The sequence below is a fragment of the Bradyrhizobium sp. 62B genome (genome assembly GCF_030272265.2).
In the GTDB taxonomy this organism is placed as follows: Bacteria; Pseudomonadota; Alphaproteobacteria; order Rhizobiales; family Xanthobacteraceae; genus Bradyrhizobium.
The window spans coordinates 546,176-569,884 of sequence record NZ_CP092842.1 but is presented as its reverse complement, the minus strand read 5'-3'; the positions used below and the strand labels follow the sequence as shown (position 1 = coordinate 569,884).

Below are 23,709 nucleotides of genomic sequence, written 5' to 3'. Positions count from 1 at the left end.
AGGCACTGCCAGAGCCGCGGTCCGAGCTGAGGTCGGGAGTCGGACTGGTCCATACTACCTGTGAAGTCGTCGAAGGTAACGAGACGCATGGAGGGAAGGGACCAGCCCGAGGGGAGCCTGCGCGAGAAGGCCAGGGTCCGGACACAGAGCCGGGTCGCCTTGCCGCCGAACCTCAAGCGGGTGAACGCGGCGGCCAGCCAGGCCGCCCAAACCCGGTTCACGGCCCTGCTGCACCATGTCGACGAAGACGCTCTTCTTCGGGCGTTCCGACGACAAAAGCGGCAGGCCAGCGCGGGAGTCGATGGGGTGACGGTGGCGAAGTACGAAGAGGGGCTGACGGATAACGTCCGCGACCTCTGCGCACGAGTCCACACTGGTCGCTACCGGCCACAGCCGGTGCGGCGGGTCTACATTCCCAAAGCCGATGGCGGTAAGCGGCCTCTCGGTGTGCCGGCGTTAGAGGACAAGATCGTCCAAAGCGCAGTGGCCGAGGTGTTGAGCGCCGTCTACGAGGCCGACTTCCTCGGGTTCTCCTACGGCTTCCGGCCGGGGCGCAATCCGCACATGGCGCTTGATGCTTTGCATACAGCGATCATGAGTCAGCGCGTGAACTGGGTGCTCGATGCCGACATACGCAGCTTCTTCGACTCGGTCGACCACGAGTGGCTGTTGCGGATGGTGGCGCACAGGATCGCCGATCCTCGCATCTTACGGCTCATCGGGCTGTGGCTACGAGCTGGCATTCTTGAGAGCGGCGAGAAGCACGATACGGACAGAGGCACGCCGCAAGGGGCAGGCATCAGCCCGCTCCTTGCCAACATCTTCCTGCACTACATCCTCGATCTCTGGGTCCACCAATGGCGTCGTCGCCATGCACGCGGTCGCATTGTGACAGTGCGCTATGCGGACGACTTCGTTATGGGCTTCGAGAACAAGGTAGATGCGCAGGAAATGCTCTTGGCTCTCAAGGCGCGGCTGGCCAGCTTCGGCCTGACGCTCCATGAGGGCAAGACGCGACTGATCGAGTTTGGCCGGTTCGCGGCACTCTCGCGTCAGCGGCGCGGCGAGCGGCGGCCAGAGACCTTCGCCTTCCTCGGCTTCACCCACTACTGCGGGCGGACCCGAGATGGTCGGTTCATCGTGAAGCACAAGACGGAAGGGAAACGCCTGACGCGTAAGCTGACGGCGTTGCGCCAGGAGGTCTGGCGGTTCATGCACACGCCACTGGCCATGCAACACGAATGGCTCACCGCCGTTCTGCGTGGACACTACGGCTACTATGGCAGACCGCACAATTATCCGGCGCTCAACGGCTTCTACCGGGAGGTGCGTCGGACCTGGCTGCGCTGTCTGAGACGGCGTAGTCAGAAAAGCCGGCGCATGGGCTGGCCGGAGTTTGAGACCCTGACGGCTCGCTTCCGTCTGCCCGTTCCACGCATCACTCGCACTTGGGCGCAGGCGCGGATATGACGCGGGTTACCCTCGGGAAGAGCCGGGTGCGGGAAATCCGCCCGCCCGGATCTGTGAGGGCGAAAGCCGAATGGCTGAGCTACTCGACCACGATCTCGAATTGGTCGCAAATCATAAGAGTTTGTCGCTGATCTCGTAGCTGCAGAACTCCAAGGCCGGCCCCAATTAGACTCGAGCCAGGCTGAGTGTCAGCGCTTTTGGGTTAAGGCGCAAGGGAGAGCATCAATTTTGCCCCACGCAACGCCGCGCGGCTCTGGGCTCTTACATCATCACGCGCCCAATCGAGACCGTAACTCCACGTCCCACTGATTGGGCCGCACGAACGAGTACGGTCCATCAGGAACTTGCCGCGAGGTCCTCGAAGCAGCACAGTTCTTCGAGTAACAGAACGTAACAGCTACTCGTTGCACTACAAGCTTCTACTCTGTTGAAGCGAACCAGCGGACACTTCGCTTCTGATCGAGGCAATCAAAGGCAGCCGCGAGGATGGCGCGACGGCATGCCACAATACCCATGCTCCTGCCTAACACAACGGCAGACAGCGCTTCGAGATCGCCGAGAGAACAAGTCGATTCGGCTCCATCAACGAGCCCTCGTTTGAGACCCGACAAGCGGTCCTTTGGCACCCCTGCAAAGCGAGCTCGCGAACCAGCCCCTTGCGCGCGGATTAACGGCTCGATCATCCACCGCTAAACGCGCCATCTTCTCGCAGATCACAAGACGTTCGGCGTCACGGAGCATGGAGCGAACTGCGACCATGCAGCAAGGACACAGCGCTTTGCACGGCACGTGCCGCGAATCACAAATAGGTTGGCCTAAGGCCCACTCTCATCTGTTATCGTCTACGATCGTCGGGGCGGTCCGGCAGCAGCTGGTCGTGCCGAACCCGCCCCTAACATCACCACAAGGGAGGCGGGATGGTGATGCTTCTTTGTAGGCAGCAAGAGCCGTGCCTCGACTAACCAAGAGAGAAGAGGGGGGACACGCTGAGAGGCGACAAGATGAACTCACTGCCCTGCATGCCGTCGCATAGAAGTAAGTTGCCAAATGAGCGTCGAGTTCTGGCCAAGACTAGATAAATTCCATGCGATGGACAGGCAGCCCGACCACGGAACGCTCTTCTGGCATTTCCTTCGAAGCGAGCCCACCGGCCATGACCACCGTTCCGCAACCATCCTTGTATTTCCCGGGGAGCGAGGCCAGCCGAGGTACGGTTGCGATGGCATTCGCGCAAGCGGTAGTCACCGCTGAGATCAGGAGCGAAACGAGCGGCCGAGGACGGTGGGCCGGCCGTGCCCGGTCCCTTTTCGTACAGAGGCGTTGGATAGCGCGCATGCGACGTTTTTTTGGGGGCACACCTCTGTGCTCCTCGTCTGAAACGAAACACCTCACCGCGCCAGCCGTGCTCGGCTGACTTGAATGAGCTAAAGCGAGAGCCCCTTGGGTCCCAACAACTGTTTGTTTTAGATCGCTCCATAACTAGCGTTGATCTCTCACAATTTGTCTTGGCTCAGCAGAGTGACTGACAAGACGCTTACCTCCCAATATTCCGCTAAAGCAAGGCCTCGCTAGACGGCGTAAATCGCCGCATCTGAGCACCGTATACGCTGGTGTTATTAGCCGCTTGACGGTGCCTTCGATACCGCTGAGAGCGGGCACCACGCTTAGCCCGGGCATGCAGCGGCTAAGAGATCTCACGATAGAACGTTGCAGCGCGCCCGACTGTCATGCCCGAAGATCGGCGATCGTCTTTTGAGAACGGAACCCAAATCAACACGCCTGATTCAAACGTGCCGCTTAGCAGGGTCTCTCGGCCAGAGCCGCTCCTAAGCGATAACGGATTTCCTCAGGAAGTTAGCGAGCTCTGGGCAACTGCGCTCGCGTGGCATCCGATCGATACCCCTTGGGGCATTTCGGCTGACCCATAGTCCCTGTTTCATTGTGATCGCCTGCTCGCGATCACAAGCGAAGACTTCCATCTTCAAGAACAGAAGTCACCGCTCTCGCCCATCAGCTGTGCATTACCCGCTAGTTCTATTGTGCTCCTAAGCACGCGTATCACCACGGCATTCTTAACAACAATCGTAACATGGCGCCTGCATGCAGCTGGTCGACCCAGCGGCACGCAACTTGCTCACCGAGCATAAACGCGTTGGAGATCCACATGAGCAATGGCTTCGTAGCTTGTCCCCACTCAGACACCGAACAGCGGCGCATACGCAATAGGAACACCGCAAGGAAGCGCGTCAAACCCGGTCATAGAGTTGTGAATGCTCACGACAACCGCGCGACGCTGACCTCGCGATTACCTAAAAAGTTACGTCTTTGCGTTCATCCGAGCCTATGTGGACGCCGCACGCGCCTTAAACAAAGCAGGGCCTTTAGGCAGCACGTCGTTAGTTTTGCTCGCCGGCTTCCGCAGCGCCGGTCCGCCGGATACATCCCGCTCGTCCTGCACGAGTCGGAACAAGCGGCGCATCACACCGTAGGAGCGACGGCACCGCCCGCACCCAGTCTTATGCCAAAGCGCCAAGAAAGGCAGTCGCTACTACCGTCTCGGAGTGAGGACCTACAACCAAGCCCGCTGGTCCTCATCTCGGCGGCCACCGGGAGACGGATGACAGTCGATATCAGTCGGACCGCTCGTCTACCCCGCAATCAACTCCCCAAGCATGAACCCATCGCGTGGCAGCTATGAACTACGACTTGATCAATTGCGCAGCCAACACGCAGTCGCTTTCACCTCTGTTCCAAATGCTGGTAAGCAAAGCAGGAAAGCTGGGCTTCGGTTCAGTAGCATATGCGGCAGTAACATACGCCCCGCCCAAACGCCTTCGTGAAAGTCCTGCCCCCATGATCGCCTCGAACTTTCCATCCCACTGGAGTAAGCCCTACGCAGAACACGAATACGGCAATATAGACCCCGCAATTCATCGATCACGGCGTTTTTCACGCCCAATATGCTGGGAGGAGCTGTCTGCACGATGTCGATTGCTGCCAGAAGAGCAACGCGCACTGGATTTCTACAAAATAGCGGGCTTTAAGCGCGGCGTAAGCGTTCCCCTTTTCGCAGCGCAGGGCCATGTATCCGTGGCGCTGTTTGCCTCCGAAAGCGATCGGGCTGATCCGAAAGGCTCCTTACTTCACCTCGCCGCTCTGGCCTCTCAATTCCACATCGGTTATGGCCTTATCGCGCCCCTACCAGATGAGAACCGATATCTGAATGTTACTTTCACTCCACGTGAAAAAGAGATCCTCTTGCACGCGGCGGAAGGCAGGTCTTCCTGGCATATCGGCCGGCTCCTCCACATCAGCGGGAATTCAGTCGACTTCCACATGAAAAACATCATGCGAAAGATGGGTACAAGTACGCGCACTGTGGCAATCAGAGAAGCCTACCGCGCCGGCCTTATTCACTACGCTTCCCCAACGAACGAGGAGTGCCGCTTCTCAAAGGGACATACAGTGAAATCGAAGAACCGTACTTTGGCAAGGCAATGAAGCATAGCCGCTGCCGGTGCCCACAAGTTCAGACGATCCCCTGAGCTTTTCTGGTCCTGATCCGACGGATGCCCGGCGCGCGAACTGCTCAGAGAATAATTCCGGTGCTACCGATCCAACGCTGCGCTTGGTCACGTCCGGCTAAGTGAGAACGACCATAGCTTGCACCCGAAGTGATGGATAGTTCGCTTACAATGCTCGACACTGCGCCGCCTAACTTGCGTGGGAGATCAACACGTTCGCTGCGCCCCGATTTCTCAGGCTCATGCCGCGCGGCAATTAGGGTGGAAGCTCCCCACCCAGATTGTCGCGCTATACAGGCTCACTTGCTTTCAAGCGAGAGGAACGGTTGATGCGACTGCGAACAGATACTCCCGATCCATCATGCGCTCGCAAGTCCCGACTGTTCGCGGATCAATCCTTGCTGATGATGCAAATGCGACGCTGGCACATTCAGGCGCTTCCCCCGGGGTGGCGATAAAAGATGCCGCCGAAGACATGCCGCTCTTCACGAATGAGGCTGGCACGGTCGCCGACTAGCGAATGCATCCCAGAAGTGCTTGTAAGCCTTGGCAAGACCGGTGCCTTCCTGATATTGTTCGCGTAAATAGGACACCGGAGCAAGTATGGCAAAACAGGTAAAGAAGAAGATTGCGCGACGCGAGTACAGTAGAGCGGACGTGAAGGAACTCCGCGCCCATTCAAGGGCCAAAACACCGGTCATTCAAATTGCAAAGCTTACAAAGCGTACCGTTGGGTCGCTGCGTCAGAAGGCGCGAAAACTTGGCTTGCCTCTCGGTCACCGGCGCTAATCAGGGTCCTAACTCGATGACTCTCTATTATTGTCCCTCTCGTAACCACGCCATTGATGATGGCATTAGCTAGTGATCCGCCCTTCAGGGCGCCTGCGCCCGAAGCAGCAGTCGTGGGCAACGACAAACCTTCGCTATCAGGCCAGTGCGATCCTCTCGTGTTCCATGTGGATTGGAACGTGCGGGGTCGTTCCCTTATTCCACAACATCTCGGTAAATTCGTCGCCCCCCGGGCAGGATGCTGCATCTCGTTCACCCTTGAAGGGAAGGGCGCAAATAGAGCTTGAGCCCCCTAACCCGATTTGGCGGTTTCGCGATCGCATTTGATGTCTGTATCTCGTCTGGCTTGCCCAATCACAAGCGTCACATTATGCAACTCTCAAAGCATGGTGCCCCGCGGACCAAACGAGCTCTGCGCCTGCCGTCACGACATCGCGTTTTGACGAGTTGAGTCTGGATTATTGCGCTGCATCGCTCGGCTCTCACGAGCTTATCGTGGTGCGGTGATCCATTCATGTGTGTCTACCTTACAGCGATCAGGCGCGAGCATCTCCTGCAAATGGGACGCTATTTGACTTGCCCAGCCGCGCATTCGTCTCTCTTAGCTTTCTGATATCCCCTGGAGCTCGCGTTCGGTTTTCGATTTAATCCACCAGGTGTGTGCGGCTACCAAGTGGGTTTCAGATACCTCGGGTAAGAGTGGATGATCGCGCTAGCTCCTGTCGCCATGCGCACGCGGCTCTGCCGGGCTGGTTGAGCGATCCACGAGCCGAATAGCCGGCACTAGCCGAGCCGCGGCAGCGAGGGAGAGCCCCGGCAACTAACCGGATCTAGTGACTTTTATCGCGGGGAAGGCCCCCCGTCCGCCAGCGGCGGGCTCGCCACAAAGCCGTGGGACCGTGCCACGACCCTTGTCGAGGCGTGGCCCAACGCGAGCCGTCGCTGGACTTTGTGCAAGACAGGTTCTCCAGTGGATCTCAGGATGGCGCGTCGCCCGCGAACTGACGGCGATCGTCGAGCGACGCGACAAGCCAGGAATGATCGTGTCCAACCACGGCACAAGTGTAAGCGGCAAGGTGAGGCCGTCAGATGGCGTGGTTCCATGGCATAAGGGCGTGGATTTCGCTGCTCAGCCAGCCGTTGGCGATACGCTGAAGCGTGAGAGCAAGCCAGGCGAGCGGATCGACGTTGTTCTTCTTCGCTGTCTGCAACAGTGTCGCGATGGTCGCCCAGGTTCGTCTGCCGCCGTCGCTGCCGGCAAACAGACTATTCTTTCTCGTAATTGTTTGTGGCCTGATGGCGCGCTCGACGACGTTGGAGTCGAGCTCGATGCGACCATCGGTCAGGAAGCGTTCGAAGATGGCACGTATCCCTCCGCCAAAGGCCGTCTTGTTTGAGGGACGCGAGCGCTGCAGGTCCTAGGGGTAATCCTAGGAGAAGCGCTATGACGATTTCGAGGGCGGAGGTGATCACATCGGTCGAGCGGCGGCGCCGGTGGTCGCAGGATGAGAAGGAACGGCTCGTTGCAGCATCGCTCGAGCCTGGAGCCAGTGTTTCCGAGGTGGCTCGCATGGCCGGCCTGCATGTGAGCCAGCTGTTCAGGTGGCGCAAAGAGCTTTGCAACCACGGTGAAGCGAGTATAGCGCCATTCGTGCCGGTCGAGATTGGGCCGTCTGTTCCGCCGCGGGAGGTGGCCGCAGCGTCATTGACGACGGCGGCGGTGCGTCGACGGAAGAGCGAGGGCATCATCGAGATTGATCTTGGTAGCGGCCACCGCATCCGGGTCGATGGCGAGGTTGATGGAGACGCGCTACGTCGCGTTCTCGATGCTTTGGTCCGCCGATGATCCCGGTTCCGACGGGCGCACGGGTGTGGCTCGCGACAGGCTACACGGACATGCGCCGAGGCTTTCCCTCGCTGGCACTCCAGGTGCAGGAGGTACTGCGCAAAGACCCGCTCAGCGGTCATCTGTTCGTCTTCCGCGGTCGCCGAAGCGATCTTGTGAAGGTGATCTGGCACGATGGCCAGGGAGCGTGCCTGTTCACCAAAAGACTCGAGAGAGGAAGGTTCATCTGGCCATCGGTTGCCGGCGAAGCAGTGACGATCTCGCCGGCGCAGATGAGCTACCTGTTGTCCGGAATCGATTGGCCTAACCCGCAAGAAACCCAGCGTCCGACGCGGGTCGGATAGCCGTTTTGGGTTTGAGTTTGCTGTTTGATCTGATTCAATGGCTTCATGACATCGAAGCCGGGCGCTCTTCCTTCGGACCTCGCGAGTGCCTACATGGCGCTGCTGGCCGAGCGCGAGGCTTTGCAGGCAAAATGCGATGTGGCCGTCGCGGATGCTGCCAGTGCGCGGGCGGAGCTGTCGGCCAACGAGGCGCTGATCGCGCACCTTGAGCTGCGGATCGAGAAGCTCAAGCGCGAACTGTACGGGCAGCGCTCCGAGCGCACGGCGCGGCTGATCGAGCAATTGGAATTGGAACTCGAAGAACTCGTCACCACGGCGAGCGAGGACGAGCTTGCCGCGCGGGCCGCCGCGGCGAAAACCCAGAGCGTGCGCGCCTTCACGCGCAAGCGGCCGGTACGCAAGCCCTGGCCGGACGACATCGAACGCGAGCGCATCGTCATTGAGGCACCAAAGACCTGCGCCTGTTGCGGTGGGGTGCGCCTTGCGAAGCTGGGCGAGGATGTGACCGAGACGCTGGAGGAGATCCCGCGCCGGTTCAAGGTCATTGAGACCGTGCGCGAGAAGTTCACTTGCCGCGATTGCTAGAAGATCAGCCAGCCGCCGGCACCGTTCCATACCACGCCGCGCGGCTTCATCGGTCCGCAATTGCTGGCGACGATCCTGTTCGACAGTGGGGTCGAGGACTGGCGCGCCGCTTAACCAGTTTTCCCGGTCATGCACGTTTCCAGCCCGCGCCACATCGCACGCAGCATGCAGATTTCCCGCACTACGCGCTCCCATTTGCTTCATGACAAGGCTTATGGACCTATCATGTTGGAGCAGCTTTTACTTCGGCGGCACTCGCCCGGTAGCCGTTGAACAGCTTCAAGGTGTCGTACAGCCACGAGTTACTCCACTGCTTCCAGCCGAAGCCCTTTTGTTTCCGTGCCTTCGCCAGATGGCGTCTGACCTTCCTCTCTACCCAGTCTCTGATGTAGGCGAAGCATTTACTGGACTCGCCTATGCGGAAGTAGTTTACCCATCCTCGGAGCTTTGGATTGATCAGGCTTATCACCCGACTAATCGGTTGCGACCGATAGCTGCGAAACACTTCCTTGAGCCCCCGCAGAAGCGCCGTCCGCTTTTTGAGCTTGGGCGTGTAATACGGCCGCATCACTCCGCGCGGACTGCGGAGATAGCGGAAGTCGACTCCCAGGAAGCCGAAGCTCTCGCCTCGGGCCAGGTCAACTATGCGACTCTTCTCATCATTCACCTCAACCTGTAACTTGGCGAACTCCTCCCGCAAGCGCTTGTTTATAGCGCCGAGCAGCCAGTCATGTCGCTGGTGGGCATCGATCAAGACAACCATATCGTCAGCAAAACGTGCATATTCGATATTGGTGTACTTGCCGCGACGTGTAACTTCACGTGCTCGCTCCAGCATCTTGTCCACCTCATTGAGGTAGAGGTTACTGAGCAAGGGTGAAATTACGCCGCCTTGCGGAACGCCTTTCTTGCCAGAAGCTTTCAGCATAAGCCGCAGAAGATGCATGACGTCCCCATCATCAACCCGCAGGGCTACCTTCTCCAGAATCCGATCATGCCGGACGTTGTCGAAGTAGGCCCGCAAATCAAGATCGAGAACCCGCGTCTTCCGCTCAGCTATTGCTTTAGCAACTCGCTTGATCGCTTCATGTGTTGTCCGCTTGGGCCGATATCCAAACGATCCCGGTTGGAAATCCGCCTCGAATACAGGTTCGAGTATGAGCTTGAGCGCCCCCTGTACCACTCTGTCGCGGATAGCCGGAATCGACAGAACGCGGACCTTGGAGCCCCCGTCCTTCGGTATTTCCCGCTTCCTTGATGGAAGTGGCTTATAAGTGCGCTCGATCAGTTCGTCTTGTAATTGCTCGAGCAGAGACTCCACGCCTCGCGCTTCGATGGCTTCGAACGTCACCCCGTCTATTCCCGGTGCGCCGTCGTTTTCTTTCGCCATCTCACACGCTGCGCGCAGGGTCTCCATCTTGCACACGTGGACGTATAGACCCCAGAAACGCCAGGACGGTTCAGCCTTCGCCTTGACGTATAGTCTCCGCCTCAGGTCTTGCAAATCGATGGACGCCTTTATCATCTCGTCCTTGCCTTCCTTACGTTAGAGACATCACAAATGGCAGGGACCCTTTGCTCCACGGGAGTTACTCCGCTTCATCGCTACTCCAGTCCCGGCCGCCACCTTCTCATCTTCGGTCGATTTCCCGGGATCTCCGGTTATACGACCTACCTTCTTCCGGCGATTTCTCTCCGGGATGAGGAAGGCTTCTCCAGTTGCTCAGCATGTCCTTGTCACCGTGCTGTCGCTTTCACCCCGCCGAAATGACCCGTCGTGTCAGTTAGCATTCGACGGATCATGCTGCCTTCGCCCCTAAACTGCGGGCTCGACTTTCGGTTTTCAGCATTTTCGAGGCCACAACGCGTTCTCTTTTGATACGGCCCGATGACTCGTGGTCTCCCCAAGGGAGTTTTGTCGATAGGCTTCAAAGGTTCTATTTCTATCTCCTCTGCTATCCACACTACGGGGAGCTAACTTTTTCCCCGGCAGGACTTACTCCTGCTGAACATGCCAGCCTTCGCTGGACGCACAGTTCGGCATGCATATCCCGCTCAACCGCCAGAGTGCGCGCTTCAAGGCTGAGCGGATCGACCTGCCGCTGTCGACGCTGGCCGACCAGGTCGGCCACGGAACCTTCGCCGTCATGCCGTTGTTCCAGCTGATCGAGCGTCATGTGCTCGCGGCCGAGCGCCTTCATGGCGACGACACCACCATCCGGATCCTGGCGAAGGGCAAATGCACGACCGGCCGGATCTGGACCTATGTGCGGGATGACAGGCCCTACGGTGGGCCGGCGCCGCCGGCTGCGGTGTATTACGCCTCGAGCGACCGACGGGGCGAGCATCCCCAGAAGCATCTGGCCGCCTTCGCCGGTATCCTGCAGGCGGATTGCTATAGCGGCTTCGAGCCGTTGTTCGACCCGCAAAGGAAAGCGACGCCGATCGCGTCGGCATTCTGCTTCGCGCATGCGCGGCGGGGCTTCTTCGAGCTGGCCGATATCGAGAAGAACGCCAGGGAAGGCAGCAAGGGTAAACCGGTCTCCCCGATCGCGCTGGAGGCGGTCAGACGCCTCGATGCGTTGTTCGAGATCGAGCGCGCCATCGACGGCCGCAGCGCCGACGAGCGGCGTGCCGTGCGCCAGGAGAGAAGCAAGCCGCTTCTTGAGGACATGCACGCCTGGCTGCTGCGCGAGCGCGAAACCCTCTCGCGCTCCTCCGAGGTCCTGAAGCCCATGAATTACATGCGTAAGCGGCAAGCTGAGGCCGTCAGATGGCGTGGTTCCATGGCATAAGGGCGTCGATTTCGCTGCTCGGCCAGCCGTTGGCGATACGCTGAAGCGTGAGAGCAAGCCAGGCGAGCGGATCGACGTTGTTCATCTTCGCTGTCTGCAACAGTGTCGCGATGGTCGCCCAGGTTCGTCCGCCGCCGTCGCTGCCGGCAAACAGACTATTCTTTCTCGTAATTGTTTGTGGCCTGATGGCGCGCTCGACGATGTTGGAGTCGAGCTCGATGCGACCATCGGTCAGTAAGCGTTCGAATATGGCACGGCGCGAGACGGCGTAGCGGATCGCCTCAGCCAGTTTTGATTTACCCGAGATCCGCGGCAAGGTCTGCTGCCAGAGATCGAAAAGATCTGCGACGATCGCCGCGGAGGCTTCCTGGCGCGCGGCAACGCGAGCGTCGGGGCTTTGACCGCGCACGGTTTTCTCGACCTGCCAGAGCTTTGCCATCCGCTCCACCGTCGTCGTTGCCACTTCCGAGCTCTCTGCAACATGCAGCTCGTAGAACTTGCGCCTGCTGTGTGACCAGCAGCCAGCCAATGTGATGGCATCATTGCCGTGATCGGATCGCGCGAGCTTGTTATAGGCGGCATAGCCATCCACTTGCAGGATCCCGCGATAACCATTGAGATGCCGGACCGCGCATTCGCCGGAGCGGCTGTCTTCGAAGCGATAAGCCACCATCGGGGGACCGCCGCGGCCAAAGGTTCGGTCATCCCGGGCATAGGCCCATAAGTAGGCTGTCTTCGTCGATCCAGAGCCAGGAGCAAGCGTCGGCAAGGTGGTTTCGTCGGCAAAGACTCGCTCGGCCTTCTTGACCTCGCTGAAGACGTAGTCGGCCACGATCTCGAGCTTGAAGCCTAGCTTGCCCATCCATTGCGCCATCAGCTGGCGGTCGAGTTCGACATCATCGCGCGCGTAGATCGCCTCCTGTCGGTAGAGCGGCAGGCCATCGGCGTATTTGGCGACGGCGATCTGGGCCAGAAGCGCTTCCGTCGGAATGCCTCCTTCAATGATATGGGCCGGGGCCGGCGCCTGGATGACGCCATCCGCGTTCTTGAAGGCATACTTGGGACGGCGGGTGACGATCACACGGAACCTCGCCGGCACCACATCAAGACGCTCCGACACGTCCTCGCCGATCAACACCTTCTGCTTGCCGGCATGCTCAGCCAGCTCTTCCGGCTCAATGACTGTTTCGATCCGTTCCAGATGGGGCGCAAAGCCCTTGCGCCGACGAGGTGCGCGCTTGCTGCCCGCTTGCTCACGGCCCTTGCTGACCTGGGCCTTGATCGCAGCGATGCCAATCTCGATTTCCTCGAAGACGAGGGCCTGCTGATTATCGTCCTCGTTCGCAGGGTCGAGCTTTCCGATCGTCGGCCGAACCGGGCGCGGTCGGAGGCCTTCAGGATCTGAGTCAACCGCGCGATCCGTGCATCGGCATCGGCGTTGCTCGCCTTGAGATCGGCGATCTGGCTCTCCAGGGCGTCGGCGCGAGCCGCTTTCTCAGCCATGGCAAGCACCATGGCTTTCAACATCTCTACGCCATTCGGGAGGTTGAGATCGGGCGGCGACATCGACCCGACCAGAGCACATTTTGCTCCGTTCCTCTTGCCCTTTCAGGCCCACTGATTCACTTCGCCGCAGTGCTTTTACCCAACAATCTCTGGCGGCTTGACCGCCACGGTCTGGACCCGCTTCCAATCCATCCCATCCACCAGTGCCATCAACTGCGCCGGATTCATCTGCACCCGATGATGCCCGATCCGCGGCCAGTAAAACTTCGCCTTTTCAAGACGTTTTAAATAGAGGCACACGCCGGACCCGTCCCACCACACGATCTTTATTCTGTCGGCTCTTTTGGCCCGGAACACATACAGCGCGCCGTCGAACGGATCTGAGCCGGCATCCCGCACAAGCGCAACAAGGCCATCGATACCCTTGCGGAAGTCGACTGGATGGCTGGCGAGGAACACCTTCACACCAGAGGGGATCATGCCGAACGGACCGCCCGGAGCACCCGCTGCAAGTGCGCCTCGTCGACATCCACGCCGACGCGCACCATGACCTAGCCAATGGTAATCTCGATCACTGCGCCCGCCACCGAAGCCACCACTCCCTCGCAACCCCAATGCCGCGAGCGATGACGCCGCTCGGCCCGCGCGTCACGTCGCCAGGCGAACAGCTGTGACGGGTGAATGCCGATCCGGCGGGCGATCGCCGAGACGCTCGCGCCGGGCTCCAGTGCCTCTGTCACAACTTGCGCCTTGAACTCGTCCGACCAGCATCGGCGAAGCCGCGGTGCCCCCTCAAGGCGGTCGGCGACCGCTTCGATCATATGGAAGGTTCTAGTTTCAGAACTAGGCGCAGACATAGAAGCTCACATCGGCTCACAAACTCAGCAGCCAATAGCCGATCGCTCATCTCCTCCGCCAGACGGGATCTCCTTGCCGCTTACTTACATGCTCAGGCGCTGGGCCGACTTTGCGCGCTTCCTCGACGATGGCAAGATCTGCTTGACCAACAATTGCGCTGAGCGTGCATTGAGAGGCATTGCCTTGGGAAGGCGCAACTGGACCTTCGCTGGCAGCCAACGTGGCGCCGACCGTGCCGCTATCATGCTGACGATGATCACGACCTGTCGCCTCAACGACGTCGATCCCAAGGCTTGGCTCGCCGACGTCCTCGCCCGGATCGCCGATCTTCCCACCTCGCGTCTGCGCGAACCGCTGCCCTGGGAATGGAAGCTCCTGCACCAAGCCGACGAGCCCACCGATCAGCAAGCTGCCTAACCTTCACGCAGCGCTATCATAGCGCTACCCGGCCCCCGCATGCATGCGTCAATCGGGCGGCCTTCGTCGTATGCGTACTACCTGGCGTCACGACGCTAAACGCTTCTGTCCCAAACGGAGACCACACGGCCAATAGCGATCCGAGTAGCGCTCCGGCGACACTCCTAGATCCTTCGAAGGCCGCGCACAACCCACTGCATCGCTGCGGCGATGACAACAATTCCCGCCCCTAGCGCCGCAGCGATTGCGATTCTAACTGATAGCTTGAAAGGTCTTTCAAACGAAATAAAGTCCATCAAGCGGAACACGGTGCCCTGGATCAGATAAAGGACCAGCGTACGCTGCCCAAGACCTACCGCAACGAAGAGAACCACGCGACTAGAACAGCCAAAGCGCCAGACCTGCAGCAACACTTCCATTGCAATTGCCGAGGCAGATGCAGAGCCAAAAAACATAAGCAACACTTGCTTGGCGGACTCTGTATCGTGAACCAGTACTAGGTTGTTGTAGGCGTAGGTAGTTTTGTTCCAGTTGAAATAGCACGCACAAGCCATTCCACTAAGCAAGACCATCAAGAGCGATTTGTATCGTGAGATTATGGCCGTCCGCCATTCCTTCGAATGAGCGAACACGACTCCAAGGCAAAAGAATGGGTAAGTGTATCGCGCCAATGGCACTATCGAAACTGTCAACGGAGTGAGGGCAACAACGATCGCTGACGTGCCAATCACCCAGGCCGATACCCGGCCGCACAACGCGAAAAGACTCCTCATGAAGAGGAATGAGGCAAATGTGGTCCAAATGAACCAATATGAGCCTACTAGCTCCTTCGCAAGGTCAAACAGTACATCACGCAGGCTTGTTGGCGCTGACCCCGTAGCTAGCTTGAACGCCCCCAACTTGATTGCTTCGAGAAGCGTGCCGCAAAATAGCGCCGGCAGCAACAATTGCTTCACACGATCAGCGACGCTGCGCGACAGCGACTTGTAAACTAGCGCTCCGTGGGACAAATAGCCGCTTATCGCCATGAAGAGCGGCATGTGAAACATGTAGATGAACTTGAAGTAAGGCGAATGCCAATATTCGTTATCTCTACAAATAACGTATTGTATCAAATGTCCGATGATCACCAAGATGATGAGCATGCCTTTAGCAAAATCAAGGCTTAGGTCTCGCGGCGCTCCTTTGAGCGCCTGCGAACTACACTCGGTTGATTGTGCTGAGCAATGAAACATGATGCCTCGGCATACGATTTACGACCCGCGGAGCGCCAGTTGGGCTGACCCGATCGGGCTCGAAGGCTTCCCGACCGATTGGTGCACCCTCCGACGAAACTGACGTAATCATTGCGACGAATGCGACAATTCCGCCGTTCCGTTCCTCGTCTTTGCTCATCTTTCCAGATTGGTACAATCGGTTGTATTGATGCGACACATCCAGATGGTGAATGATGTGAGACGATCGCCGCCCGGCCACCGTTACCAGAGCTCTTGCACAATTAGTCGTCTTGCTACCCGCAATCAATCGGCTGCGTTTACGCACCCCATGGTCTCCGCAATAATAAGGCTCTCCTTGAACAGTAACACTCGTGGCACGCAGTTTGCTCTTTTAGGGCAAAGCTCACGAGAATAGGGGAGGTCCGCATGCACACTTCGTCTGCATGATCCAGATGCCCGGGAATAACCAGATTCCTCATCCCGTTACTATCATGCGCCACGCAGCCTGATCGATCTCGAAGACGAACGCAGTCTTCTCTAGCGAGGCGCCCTTAGACATTGGATGCAGGAACGTGAAATAGTGAAGTACCTGCGCTTACGCCCACAGACCCCCTTGGCGGAACGCTGCGACTGGAGATGAAGGTCGTGATTTTGGATCACCTAGACTGGGAGCGTGTAGGGCAGCTATGGCCCGCTGACCGGTGGCGACGAGGCTGCGCAAAAACAGCTCAATCGCTGGCTCTTTTTGGTTTGATCCACGACAGCCTAAAAATACTCGAATGAACTCGGGATCGGCCTGAGGCGAAACCGCTTAAGCCGCCTTCCTGAGCACGCCCACATGCCCCAATAACATGCCGGCCACTATGCCTCACTGGCCTGCCAACGCCAAAGCTCGTTCTGCACACTGGGAGCCGATCGCCAGGAAGGATGGAGACATGATCAAACCCATTGCAGGCGTCGGGCGCGCCGAGCAGCCGCGTGCCGGAGCCCGCTCACATAAAATGCTATATGTCCAGGTTTTGGCGGCAATTGCTCTCGGCGGCATCGTCGGCTGGCGCTGGCCGCACCTGGCCACTAATGACTGGATCAAGGCGCTGGGCGAGGGCTTCATCAAGTTGATCAAGATGGTGATCGCTCCGATCGTCTTCTGCACCGTCGTCTCCGGCATCGCCCATATCCATGATGCCAAGAAGGTCGGACGCATCGGCGTGAAGGCGTTGGTCTATTTCGAGGTCGTCTCCACCTTCGCGCTCATCATCGGCCTCATCATCGGCAACGTCGTGAAGCCGGGCGCGGGCTTCACCAGTGCGGCAGCCAACGCCCAAGTCGTCGCCCATTACGCCATGCAGGCCGAAGGCCAGAAGTCGGTCGATCTCATCCTGCACATAATTCCCGACACCGTGGTCGGCGCCTTCGCGCAAGGCGAGATCCTGCAAGTGCTGCTGTTCTCCGTCCTGTTCGGCTTCGCTATCCTTGGGCTCGGCGAACGCGGCCATGTGATCCGCAGCTTCATCGATGATGCCGCGCATGCGGTGTTCGGCGTGATCTCGATCGTAATGCGCGCGGCGCCGGTCGGCGCCTTCGGCGCGATGGCCTACACGATCGGCAAGTTCGGGACCAGCGCGATCCTCAATTTGATGGGCCTGATCGCGACCTTCTACGTCACTGCGGCGCTATTCGTGCTCCTGGTGCTCGGCATCATCGCGCGCCTTGCCGGCTTCTCGATCTTCAAGTTCCTCGCCTACATCAAGGACGAGCTGCTGATCGTGCTCGGCACCTCGTCCTCGGAGAGCGCGCTGCCGTCCTTGATGGAGAAGCTGGAACGTCTCGGCTGCTCAAAATCGGTGGTCGGCCTCGTGGTGCCCACGGGTTATTCGTTCAATCTCGACGGCACCAACATCTACATGACGCTAGCGACGCTCTTTATCTCGCAGGCGCTCGGCTACGATCTGACGTTCAGCCAGCAACTCACGATCCTGCTCGTGGCGATGCTGACCTCGAAGGGGGCCTCTGGCATCGCCGGTGCAGGCTTCATCACGCTGGCGGCGACGCTCGCGGTCGTAGATCCACGGCTCGTGCCGGGCATGGCCATCGTGCTGGGCATAGACAAGTTCATGAGCGAATGCCGCGCGTTGACCAACCTCTGTGGCAACGGCGTGGCCTGCGTGATCGTTGCCTCGTCCGAGGGCGAGCTCGACCGAGAGACCTTTAATGCGGCTCTGAGCTATTAGTTGCAGCCGTTATGGCCGTCATCTCGCACCCTGTCATGGCGCGGCGGCCTGCACGGTGCACAAGTTGGTATGAACATACGTCTTGAAACCGAGCACCGGAGCCGTTCACTCGGCAGTATGTCAACGGCCATTGATGCCATCTTTGTAAGTGACGTGCCATCGTGGTGTCGCACATCAACTTAGAGAGGGCAGGGCATCGGGTCCCCACCTAAGTTTGAATGACCATAATCATCGCGAGTGCGGGTGGCCCCGTACGCCCGGCAGCACGCGGCCCGACCCCAGGCGCCACCATCGGACGGTGATTGCGCGTGTGTTGTATTTAAATGACCTTTTCGCTGGCCTCTGGAGGCCAACTATCCATTAGCCAAATATAGCCCATCATTGAAATCGATTGTACAGCGGCGGGTGGGCCGCGCAATAGTAAGCAGCAGCTCGGTGCGAGCTCGCAAATAGAGATCCCTCGATGAATATTAGGGCGCAGAGCGCTACCGGAAGCACGATTGTTGATGCGCTCCTATTTGCCTACTGCTTGGTCAGATCTCACCGATTGTGGACGCTCTATCCAACCATAGGGTTGCCTGTCTCGCCTGCGACCGCGTGCTCTCGGGTAGCCGCACCGTTTCCTCGACCTCGCAATTTCCACTTGTGAACGCGGATCTGAGCCAAAGGCGACTTACCCCGGTCAAATGATCCGCCAGAGCCTCGCAACAGAGCTGCCATTGCCCTCTTCTCAACGTTGTTTCTCGTTACTCGACGAGTGCCCTTATTGAGCAACCCGCCGGCGCGTCCCAGGCTCCTGGCTCCACCGGTTAACACACATCGCAACGAAAAGGATAAGGACAGATGCCAGAGTCGTTACCTACACTGGAAATACACCAGAAGATCGTTTCTCATCTTCGGGTGACATGCCCGGTTATCTTGGACATTGGATGCAATGATGGTAGCGACACACAGCGATTTCTTGAGCTGTGTCCAGACGCCAGCGTCTACTGCTTTGAACCTGACCCTCGCGCAATAGCTCGCTTCAAGGAGAATAAGCGTCTGGCTCGACCCAACGTGGCGCTCATGCAGCTCGCCATCAGTGATCGAAACGGTACCATCGAGTTTCATCCAAGCAATGGGGACGGAGATGCGAGGGGGTGGGACTTATCGGGCTCCATACGTAGACCCAAAAATCACCTTTCAGAATATGATTGGGTTCGCTTTGATGACTCGATTCTGGTCGAGACCCGGCGACTAGATGACTGGAGCGGCGAAGCTGGTCTCAGCGGCCCTGTTGATCTACTCTGGATGGATGTTCAAGGAGCTGAGTCGGACGTAATCGCTGGCGGTCAGAAAACCCTGGGCAGAACACGGTTCATCTACACCGAGTATAGTGACCGCGAACTGTACGAAGGCCAGCTTTCACTGCGCTCCATCCTTGACCTCCTTCCCGCGTTCGAAGTGGTTACTCTGTATCCGCGAGAGATTGAGGGCGACGTTCTGCTTAGAAACAAGGTGCTCCGGTCTGTTTGAGGAAAGCCACGCTCGGCAGAGTGGACGACCGACATGCGCGGTTCGCGGGCTTGTTTGTACCGCAGCACTCCCATCGCGGGGCCGACGATGAAGTGGCAAGTTGCCGAAGCTTTGTTTGCATACCGCCTAGGGTGGCTCGTTGGCTATCCAAAGCGCGCCAGGATACGGCTCAGACAATTCCCAGCCCGGAGGCATGCATGGGCAGATCGCAGGCGGCGCATAGATCGATGCGTTCCCGTGGGAGATGCTCGGCCAGTGGCCGGCGGGCTGGCTTGCGGCGCTCGAACGATGGCACCGCCATCTTGTCCGCTGCCACCTGAGACCGGTCTGGGCTGCACAGCTTTTTCCTCCAGGCCAGCGAGCGGTAGCTCGAGCCAGCCCAGCAATGCGCCTCGCCCCGGAGGACTGTCCGAACTGCTCGTGCTGGAGCTTCTTGAGCGTGAGCTTGAGCTTCTCGATCAGCTAGGTCCCCGCTTGCCTTCCGCCTCCCGGCGAACCGGACTTACGTCCGCCGCGCAGGCTGTCTGCAGCGTCCGAACCGCTGATCGCGCAACCGATTTAACTCCATTGAGCGCGGCAACTCCAAGATGGTGGTCAACGACAACACCGAGGCCGACAGCAATGGCATCATGTCGTGGGCTGATCAGAGCCGCCTAGCCTGGCACTAAATCGGGCCCGACAAGCCTATGCAGAATGCGCATCGAAGACTTCAATGGCCAGCTGCGGGGCGAGCCGCTGTTTACGTCCCTGCCCAGGCCCGTGTCGCGCCTGGGTGCCGGCGGGCCGATTACAACGACGCGCGACCACACTCCCAGCTCGGATGGAAGACCCCGTTCGGGTTCGTCTTCACCTGCCATCCGTGCCGGGATCTGGCGCTGCGCTATGCGAAGGCTCCGCGTCAACTCCCGTCGCTACGACCCCAGTCGGGACTCCAACAGCCGGAGTGTACTCAGGGCTGGATAATCGTTGGGGGTCAGTCAAAGTCTACGGCTGCTGATGTAGTTCCAGATGGAGTCGCCAAGTTCCATCCCTTTGACGGAACGAGCTGCCCGTCCAACAGTCAAGCACGGATGACGCCAGACTGAAGAGAGGGACGGACGCCGGCACTGTCGTCCCCCGGAATGTCTACTGAAGGAGCAACAACGGCTCACATCTAGGGCCAAGTAATCTCACCCCACGCGCCAAATTGCTACCTCTCGGTAACATGGCATGATCCAATCCGTCGGGCAGGAATGACAAATTGGGGTTCGCTTGCTGGCTGTGGGTCCATCCGGTTTGGACCGTGCAAACCACAGCCACGGCAATCGAGGACGACGAACTGTCCGTGATGACGACTACCGCATCCTGCTCACATCTCGACAAAAGCTCGACAAGTTCACAAACCTTCATCTTCCTAACCAACTTCTCGCCATCTAACCTCCTACAACAACAGCTTCTGACTCTCTTTGACATTTCGCATTGCTCGGCTGACTGATCCGCCCTCAGTCGGTCGTCATTCTCCTGTTAAATACAGAGCCCACCTCGTGGTCATCGCCTTCCCTATAGCCGCTCGGCATCTCCTCGCCAATCGCGACAGCAATGAGCTTTGCGTGGACGCACCCCTCATTACAGGTAATTTGGACAGGGCTGCCTCCACCGCGGACGCAATGTATGTTGGAGCCGCTACGGCGGTCAGCAGCCTATCTCTACTCGCGCGCTCATTGTCCTTGCATCATAGATTTTGTGTTGGCACGTCGTTCACAGGAACCGCAATGACTTGACGGCCGCGTATGTAGTCCGGTGCTATATACACCGAATAACTGTGCGTCTTGCGATCACCCCAGCCGTTCGCCACATCGACCTCGCCACCTTGCGAGGCACCACCACTCGCTCGCTCAGCGCCCGGAAAGCCCGCCGAATGAGCAGACCTGGCGTACTCACCGGCGCCGCCTGGGACAACCATGCTTCGAACACTCGATGTGCCCTCTCGACTGCACTAGGTTGCAGCCGAGGGGGCATCCGCTTCACAGGCGCTCGACCTGGCGCCGCAGCGCCTGTCCGGAGAGGGTCATGGGCTTCAGCCCACCGAAAGGTTTATCACTCTTGTCCTAAGAGGTTCATGGGCCGCCTCCCGCCATAAGTTCGGACCGGAGAATAGTCGCCGTGTTCAAGGCCGCAACAAGCGGGAGATCGCCAAAGGCCACTTGGCAGAGAAGATAGTTAGCTCCCGCTTGCTCCAGGTGATCAATAAGGACACTTCGCACAGAAGCGGCGGTTCCGACAACGCACAATTCACTTTCAATTGCTGCTTCGAAGGTTGGCGGAAGGTTCGGAGGGGCAGGTACCCCGCTGAGATCATATAGGACCCTAAAGCTCGTGAGCCATCTGTCGTAAGCCGCTGCAGCTAGCGAATACGCATGAGCTTCCGAAGTGTCTGCTACAATCATGCGAAGCAAACCGAGAAGCGGAGCCCCTCCGCGCCAATTGCACGCGCGGTACGCGTCAGTCGATTTCCGAACCATAGAGGCCGGGCCAATGCTCGCGATATTGGCACCGATCTCAGCGGCCGCTCGCGCAGAGCCGGGCTGGCTCACGGGAATCCAGGTCGGTGGATGGGGACGCTGATAAGGCGTAATTGCTAGCGGCACTTCGTGGAGGCGATAATGCTGACCTTCGTAGGACAAGGTCCCGCCTCGCATCGCTCTGAACAAGATCTCCATTCCTTCGGAATACAGCTCGCGAGCGCTCTCGGCGCTAACCCCGAAGTACCCCAATTCAATCGGTAGAGAGCCCCACCCGATACCGAGCTCAAGACGACCGCCGCTCAAATGATCCAGCATGCATGCCTCTTCATAGGCCCGAAGGGGGTGCTGAAGGCTTAGCAGCATGACCATCGGCCCAATGCGGAGCTGCTTCGTACGCTGCGCAACGCTCGACAGAAATACGTTAGGCGAGGGCGATCGCCCGTGCGGTGTGCAATGGTGCTCGGCAAGATGGTACGCGTGGTATCCCAACCGGTCACACGCTTCGGCCAACACCAGTCGATCGTTATATTGCTGCGATAAGTCGAGACCGTCTTCGTCCAAGTGGTCAAAGATTCCAAGCCGTATTCGACGTGATACATTTGCCACGTTAGTCCTCCCGATTCGACGACATCGTTCTTATTAATCAGATCAGCCCCCCGGCAATGTCACTGACCACAGATAAACAGGTGTCCATCTGCTCCGCCGTACCTATTGAGATTCTTATGAAGCCCCCAAGGTCCCCCTCGGGAAACACTGCAACGTTCACATTCTTCCTCTCTAAGGCTTGCTGCCACCATCTACCGTCGTACCCAAGCGGTACGCGAGCCAATACAAAGTTTGCATGTGATGGCAGGACATAGAATCCAAGCGCCGACAGCGCCACCATAGTCCTCTCCCTTTCCTGAACAATGCATTCAATGCACTGATCGTAGGCATTACGATGCTCGAGGATGCTGACGCCAACGGACTGGCTAATCACGCTCATGTTGAAAGGGTTCTGTATGCTACGCAGTCTTGCAATCACCCGCGCGGTTACCGAGGCCAAAGCCGATGCGAAGGCCCGCTGCAGCGTAACTCTTCGAAAACGTCCTTAGCAGCAGAAGATTCTGATATCGGTCGATCAGACCCAGTGCATTGTCTGGAGCAAAGTCGACATACGCCTCATCGAGCACGATAAGCTGATCCGTTTCAGCGACCAGTCGCTCAATTTCCGCAATCTGAACGAATGTCCCTGTTGGGTTATTTGGGTTGGCGAGCACGATGAACTTTGCGTCTCCTGCCGCCTGCCGAACACTTTGGCTCGCCGGCAGAGCATTGTGATCGGCCCAATCAACTTCAAGCAAGCGCGCTCCGTTCACCGCTGCCAATTTATGATTGAACGAAAAGCCGGGCGACAACATTCCGACAGTATCGCCAGCAGCAAGAAACCCCCGGTAAATCAGTGCGAGAATCTCCGATGAGCCATTTCCTGCGATCACCTGCTCGACAGAGACCCCATAGGCTCGCGCGGCCGCTGATCGTAAACCGCCGCTGTCCTCCTCCGGATACCTATTATGGGTTCCAATCGCGGCAAACGCAGCCCGCATGACTACGTCAGGCATCGGGAACGGGTTTTCGTTCCTGTTGAGGTTCACGCATGGCAGCGAGTACGCGGCGATCCCGGCGGATGTGCCTTCCGCGAGACTCCTGTCTGCCATAGCATGTCGATGAACGTATTCCTCGTCACCTGACATCCAGATCCTCCTCTACGCAGCCCGACATCCGCCTGCTGCCGCAGGTCGCGCTGCTTTCCCAATCTCTGTTGCGGACCAGCCGCACCTCACCTCTTGGTTTGTTCAAAGCCGGTCACAGTGGCCCACATTGCGCTCTATGGATTCGGTTGAAGACACTCGAGGCTGTCACACAGCAAGGCGTCAGAATGCAGCCCTAACCGACAGCATCTAGCGCGATCGCCATAGCCATTGCTTACCAATCGAGCTCACTCGGCACGCCTGTGCGCTTCCACCTTTTCAGTGTACAACCTGACCCTGCGTTCGATTCAAGTGCTTTATCCCAAGCCGCTCCTGCAAGACCGACGTTATCGGCTGGAAGCACACACAATCCGAACC

At 58.6% G+C, this 23,709-nt stretch carries 11 protein-coding genes and 8 pseudogenes; 11 read left to right on the top strand and 8 right to left on the bottom strand.

From position 1 onward, the window contains the following. Nucleotides 1-60: 60 nt before the first annotated feature. The 3 genes and pseudogenes from ltrA (ML401_RS37595) to ML401_RS37585 all read left to right on the top strand — a co-directional run. Nucleotides 61-1,470: a group II intron reverse transcriptase/maturase gene (gene ltrA / locus ML401_RS37595; protein ID WP_376717416.1), complete on the top strand. Its 1,410-nt coding sequence runs from the start codon at nt 61-63 to the stop codon at nt 1,468-1,470. A 2,694-nt stretch (nt 1,471-4,164) separates the two neighbouring features. Next, nucleotides 4,165-4,971, top strand: a complete 807-nt coding sequence (locus tag ML401_RS37590; RefSeq protein ID WP_285812909.1) for a LuxR family transcriptional regulator — start codon at nt 4,165-4,167, stop codon at nt 4,969-4,971. A gap of 1,614 nt (nt 4,972-6,585) precedes the next feature. Then, nucleotides 6,586-6,889: pseudogene (locus ML401_RS37585) on the top strand (IS3 family transposase); the annotation flags it as partial. On the opposite strand, the pseudogene ML401_RS37580 reads toward ML401_RS37585, so the two are convergent. Continuing rightward, nucleotides 6,869-7,150: pseudogene (locus ML401_RS37580) on the bottom strand (transposase domain-containing protein); the annotation flags it as partial. The pseudogenes ML401_RS37585 and ML401_RS37580 sit on opposite strands and share 21 nt — an antisense overlap. Before the next feature lie 77 nt (nt 7,151-7,227). Here ML401_RS37580 and ML401_RS37575 point away from each other — a divergent pair. From ML401_RS37575 to ML401_RS37565, 3 genes and pseudogenes are all read left to right on the top strand, one after another. Beyond that, complete coding sequence (locus ML401_RS37575; protein ID WP_285812908.1) at nt 7,228-7,629, top strand: transposase; 402 nt, start codon at nt 7,228-7,230, stop codon at nt 7,627-7,629. Next, nucleotides 7,626-7,973, top strand: coding sequence for an IS66 family insertion sequence element accessory protein TnpB (gene tnpB / locus ML401_RS37570; RefSeq protein WP_285812907.1), 348 nt, complete (start codon nt 7,626-7,628; stop codon nt 7,971-7,973). Before ML401_RS37575 ends, tnpB (ML401_RS37570) begins: the two co-directional genes overlap by 4 nt. A 45-nt stretch (nt 7,974-8,018) precedes the next feature. Beyond that, a pseudogene (locus ML401_RS37565) lies at nt 8,019-8,642 on the top strand (IS66 family transposase zinc-finger binding domain-containing protein); the annotation flags it as partial. Between the two features lie 139 nt (nt 8,643-8,781). Here ML401_RS37565 and ltrA (ML401_RS37560) read toward each other — a convergent pair. Then, nucleotides 8,782-10,083, bottom strand: a complete 1,302-nt coding sequence (gene ltrA / locus ML401_RS37560) for a group II intron reverse transcriptase/maturase (RefSeq protein WP_285812906.1) — start codon at nt 10,081-10,083, stop codon at nt 8,782-8,784. Nucleotides 10,084-10,591: 508 nt separating this feature from the next. On the opposite strand from ltrA (ML401_RS37560), the pseudogene ML401_RS37555 reads away from it, so the two are divergent. Then, nucleotides 10,592-11,314, top strand: a pseudogene (locus ML401_RS37555) (IS66 family transposase); the annotation flags it as partial. A 13-nt stretch (nt 11,315-11,327) separates the two neighbouring features. On the opposite strand, the pseudogene ML401_RS37550 reads toward ML401_RS37555, so the two are convergent. From ML401_RS37550 to ML401_RS37540, 3 genes and pseudogenes are all read right to left on the bottom strand, one after another. Next, nucleotides 11,328-12,919: pseudogene (locus ML401_RS37550) on the bottom strand (IS66 family transposase). A gap of 75 nt (nt 12,920-12,994) precedes the next feature. Beyond that, nucleotides 12,995-13,339 (bottom strand): IS66 family insertion sequence element accessory protein TnpB, encoded by a 345-nt coding sequence (gene tnpB / locus ML401_RS37545; RefSeq protein ID WP_285812905.1) that lies wholly within the window; start codon nt 13,337-13,339, stop codon nt 12,995-12,997. Nucleotides 13,340-13,410: 71 nt separating this feature from the next. Continuing rightward, entirely contained in the window at nt 13,411-13,680 is a 270-nt protein-coding gene (locus tag ML401_RS37540) for a transposase (RefSeq protein WP_376717415.1), read from the bottom strand. A gap of 112 nt (nt 13,681-13,792) precedes the next feature. Between ML401_RS37540 and ML401_RS37535 the strand changes: the two are divergent. Next, a pseudogene (locus ML401_RS37535) lies at nt 13,793-14,134 on the top strand (transposase); the annotation flags it as partial. Between the two features lie 164 nt (nt 14,135-14,298). Here ML401_RS37535 and nolL read toward each other — a convergent pair. Continuing rightward, complete coding sequence (nolL, locus tag ML401_RS37530) at nt 14,299-15,369, bottom strand: nodulation factor fucose acetyltransferase NolL (protein ID WP_285812904.1); 1,071 nt, start codon at nt 15,367-15,369, stop codon at nt 14,299-14,301. A 983-nt stretch (nt 15,370-16,352) separates the two neighbouring features. Here nolL and dctA point away from each other — a divergent pair. The 3 genes and pseudogenes from dctA to ML401_RS37515 all read left to right on the top strand — a co-directional run. Further along, complete coding sequence (gene dctA, locus ML401_RS37525; RefSeq protein ID WP_376717464.1) at nt 16,353-17,582, top strand: C4-dicarboxylate transporter DctA; 1,230 nt, start codon at nt 16,353-16,355, stop codon at nt 17,580-17,582. An 843-nt stretch (nt 17,583-18,425) separates the two neighbouring features. Beyond that, complete coding sequence (locus ML401_RS37520) at nt 18,426-19,097, top strand: FkbM family methyltransferase (protein WP_285812902.1); 672 nt, start codon at nt 18,426-18,428, stop codon at nt 19,095-19,097. Nucleotides 19,098-19,666: 569 nt separating this feature from the next. Next, nucleotides 19,667-20,008: pseudogene (locus ML401_RS37515) on the top strand (transposase); the annotation flags it as partial. 1,185 nt (nt 20,009-21,193) lie between these two features. Here ML401_RS37515 and ML401_RS37510 read toward each other — a convergent pair. Beyond that, on the bottom strand, nt 21,194-22,207 hold the full coding sequence (locus ML401_RS37510) for an LLM class flavin-dependent oxidoreductase (RefSeq protein WP_285812901.1): 1,014 nt from the start codon (nt 22,205-22,207) through the stop codon (nt 21,194-21,196). Nucleotides 22,208-22,244: 37 nt separating this feature from the next. Further along, nucleotides 22,245-23,238: pseudogene (gene hisC / locus ML401_RS37505) on the bottom strand (histidinol-phosphate transaminase); the annotation flags it as partial. Nucleotides 23,239-23,709: the final 471 nt, after the last annotated feature.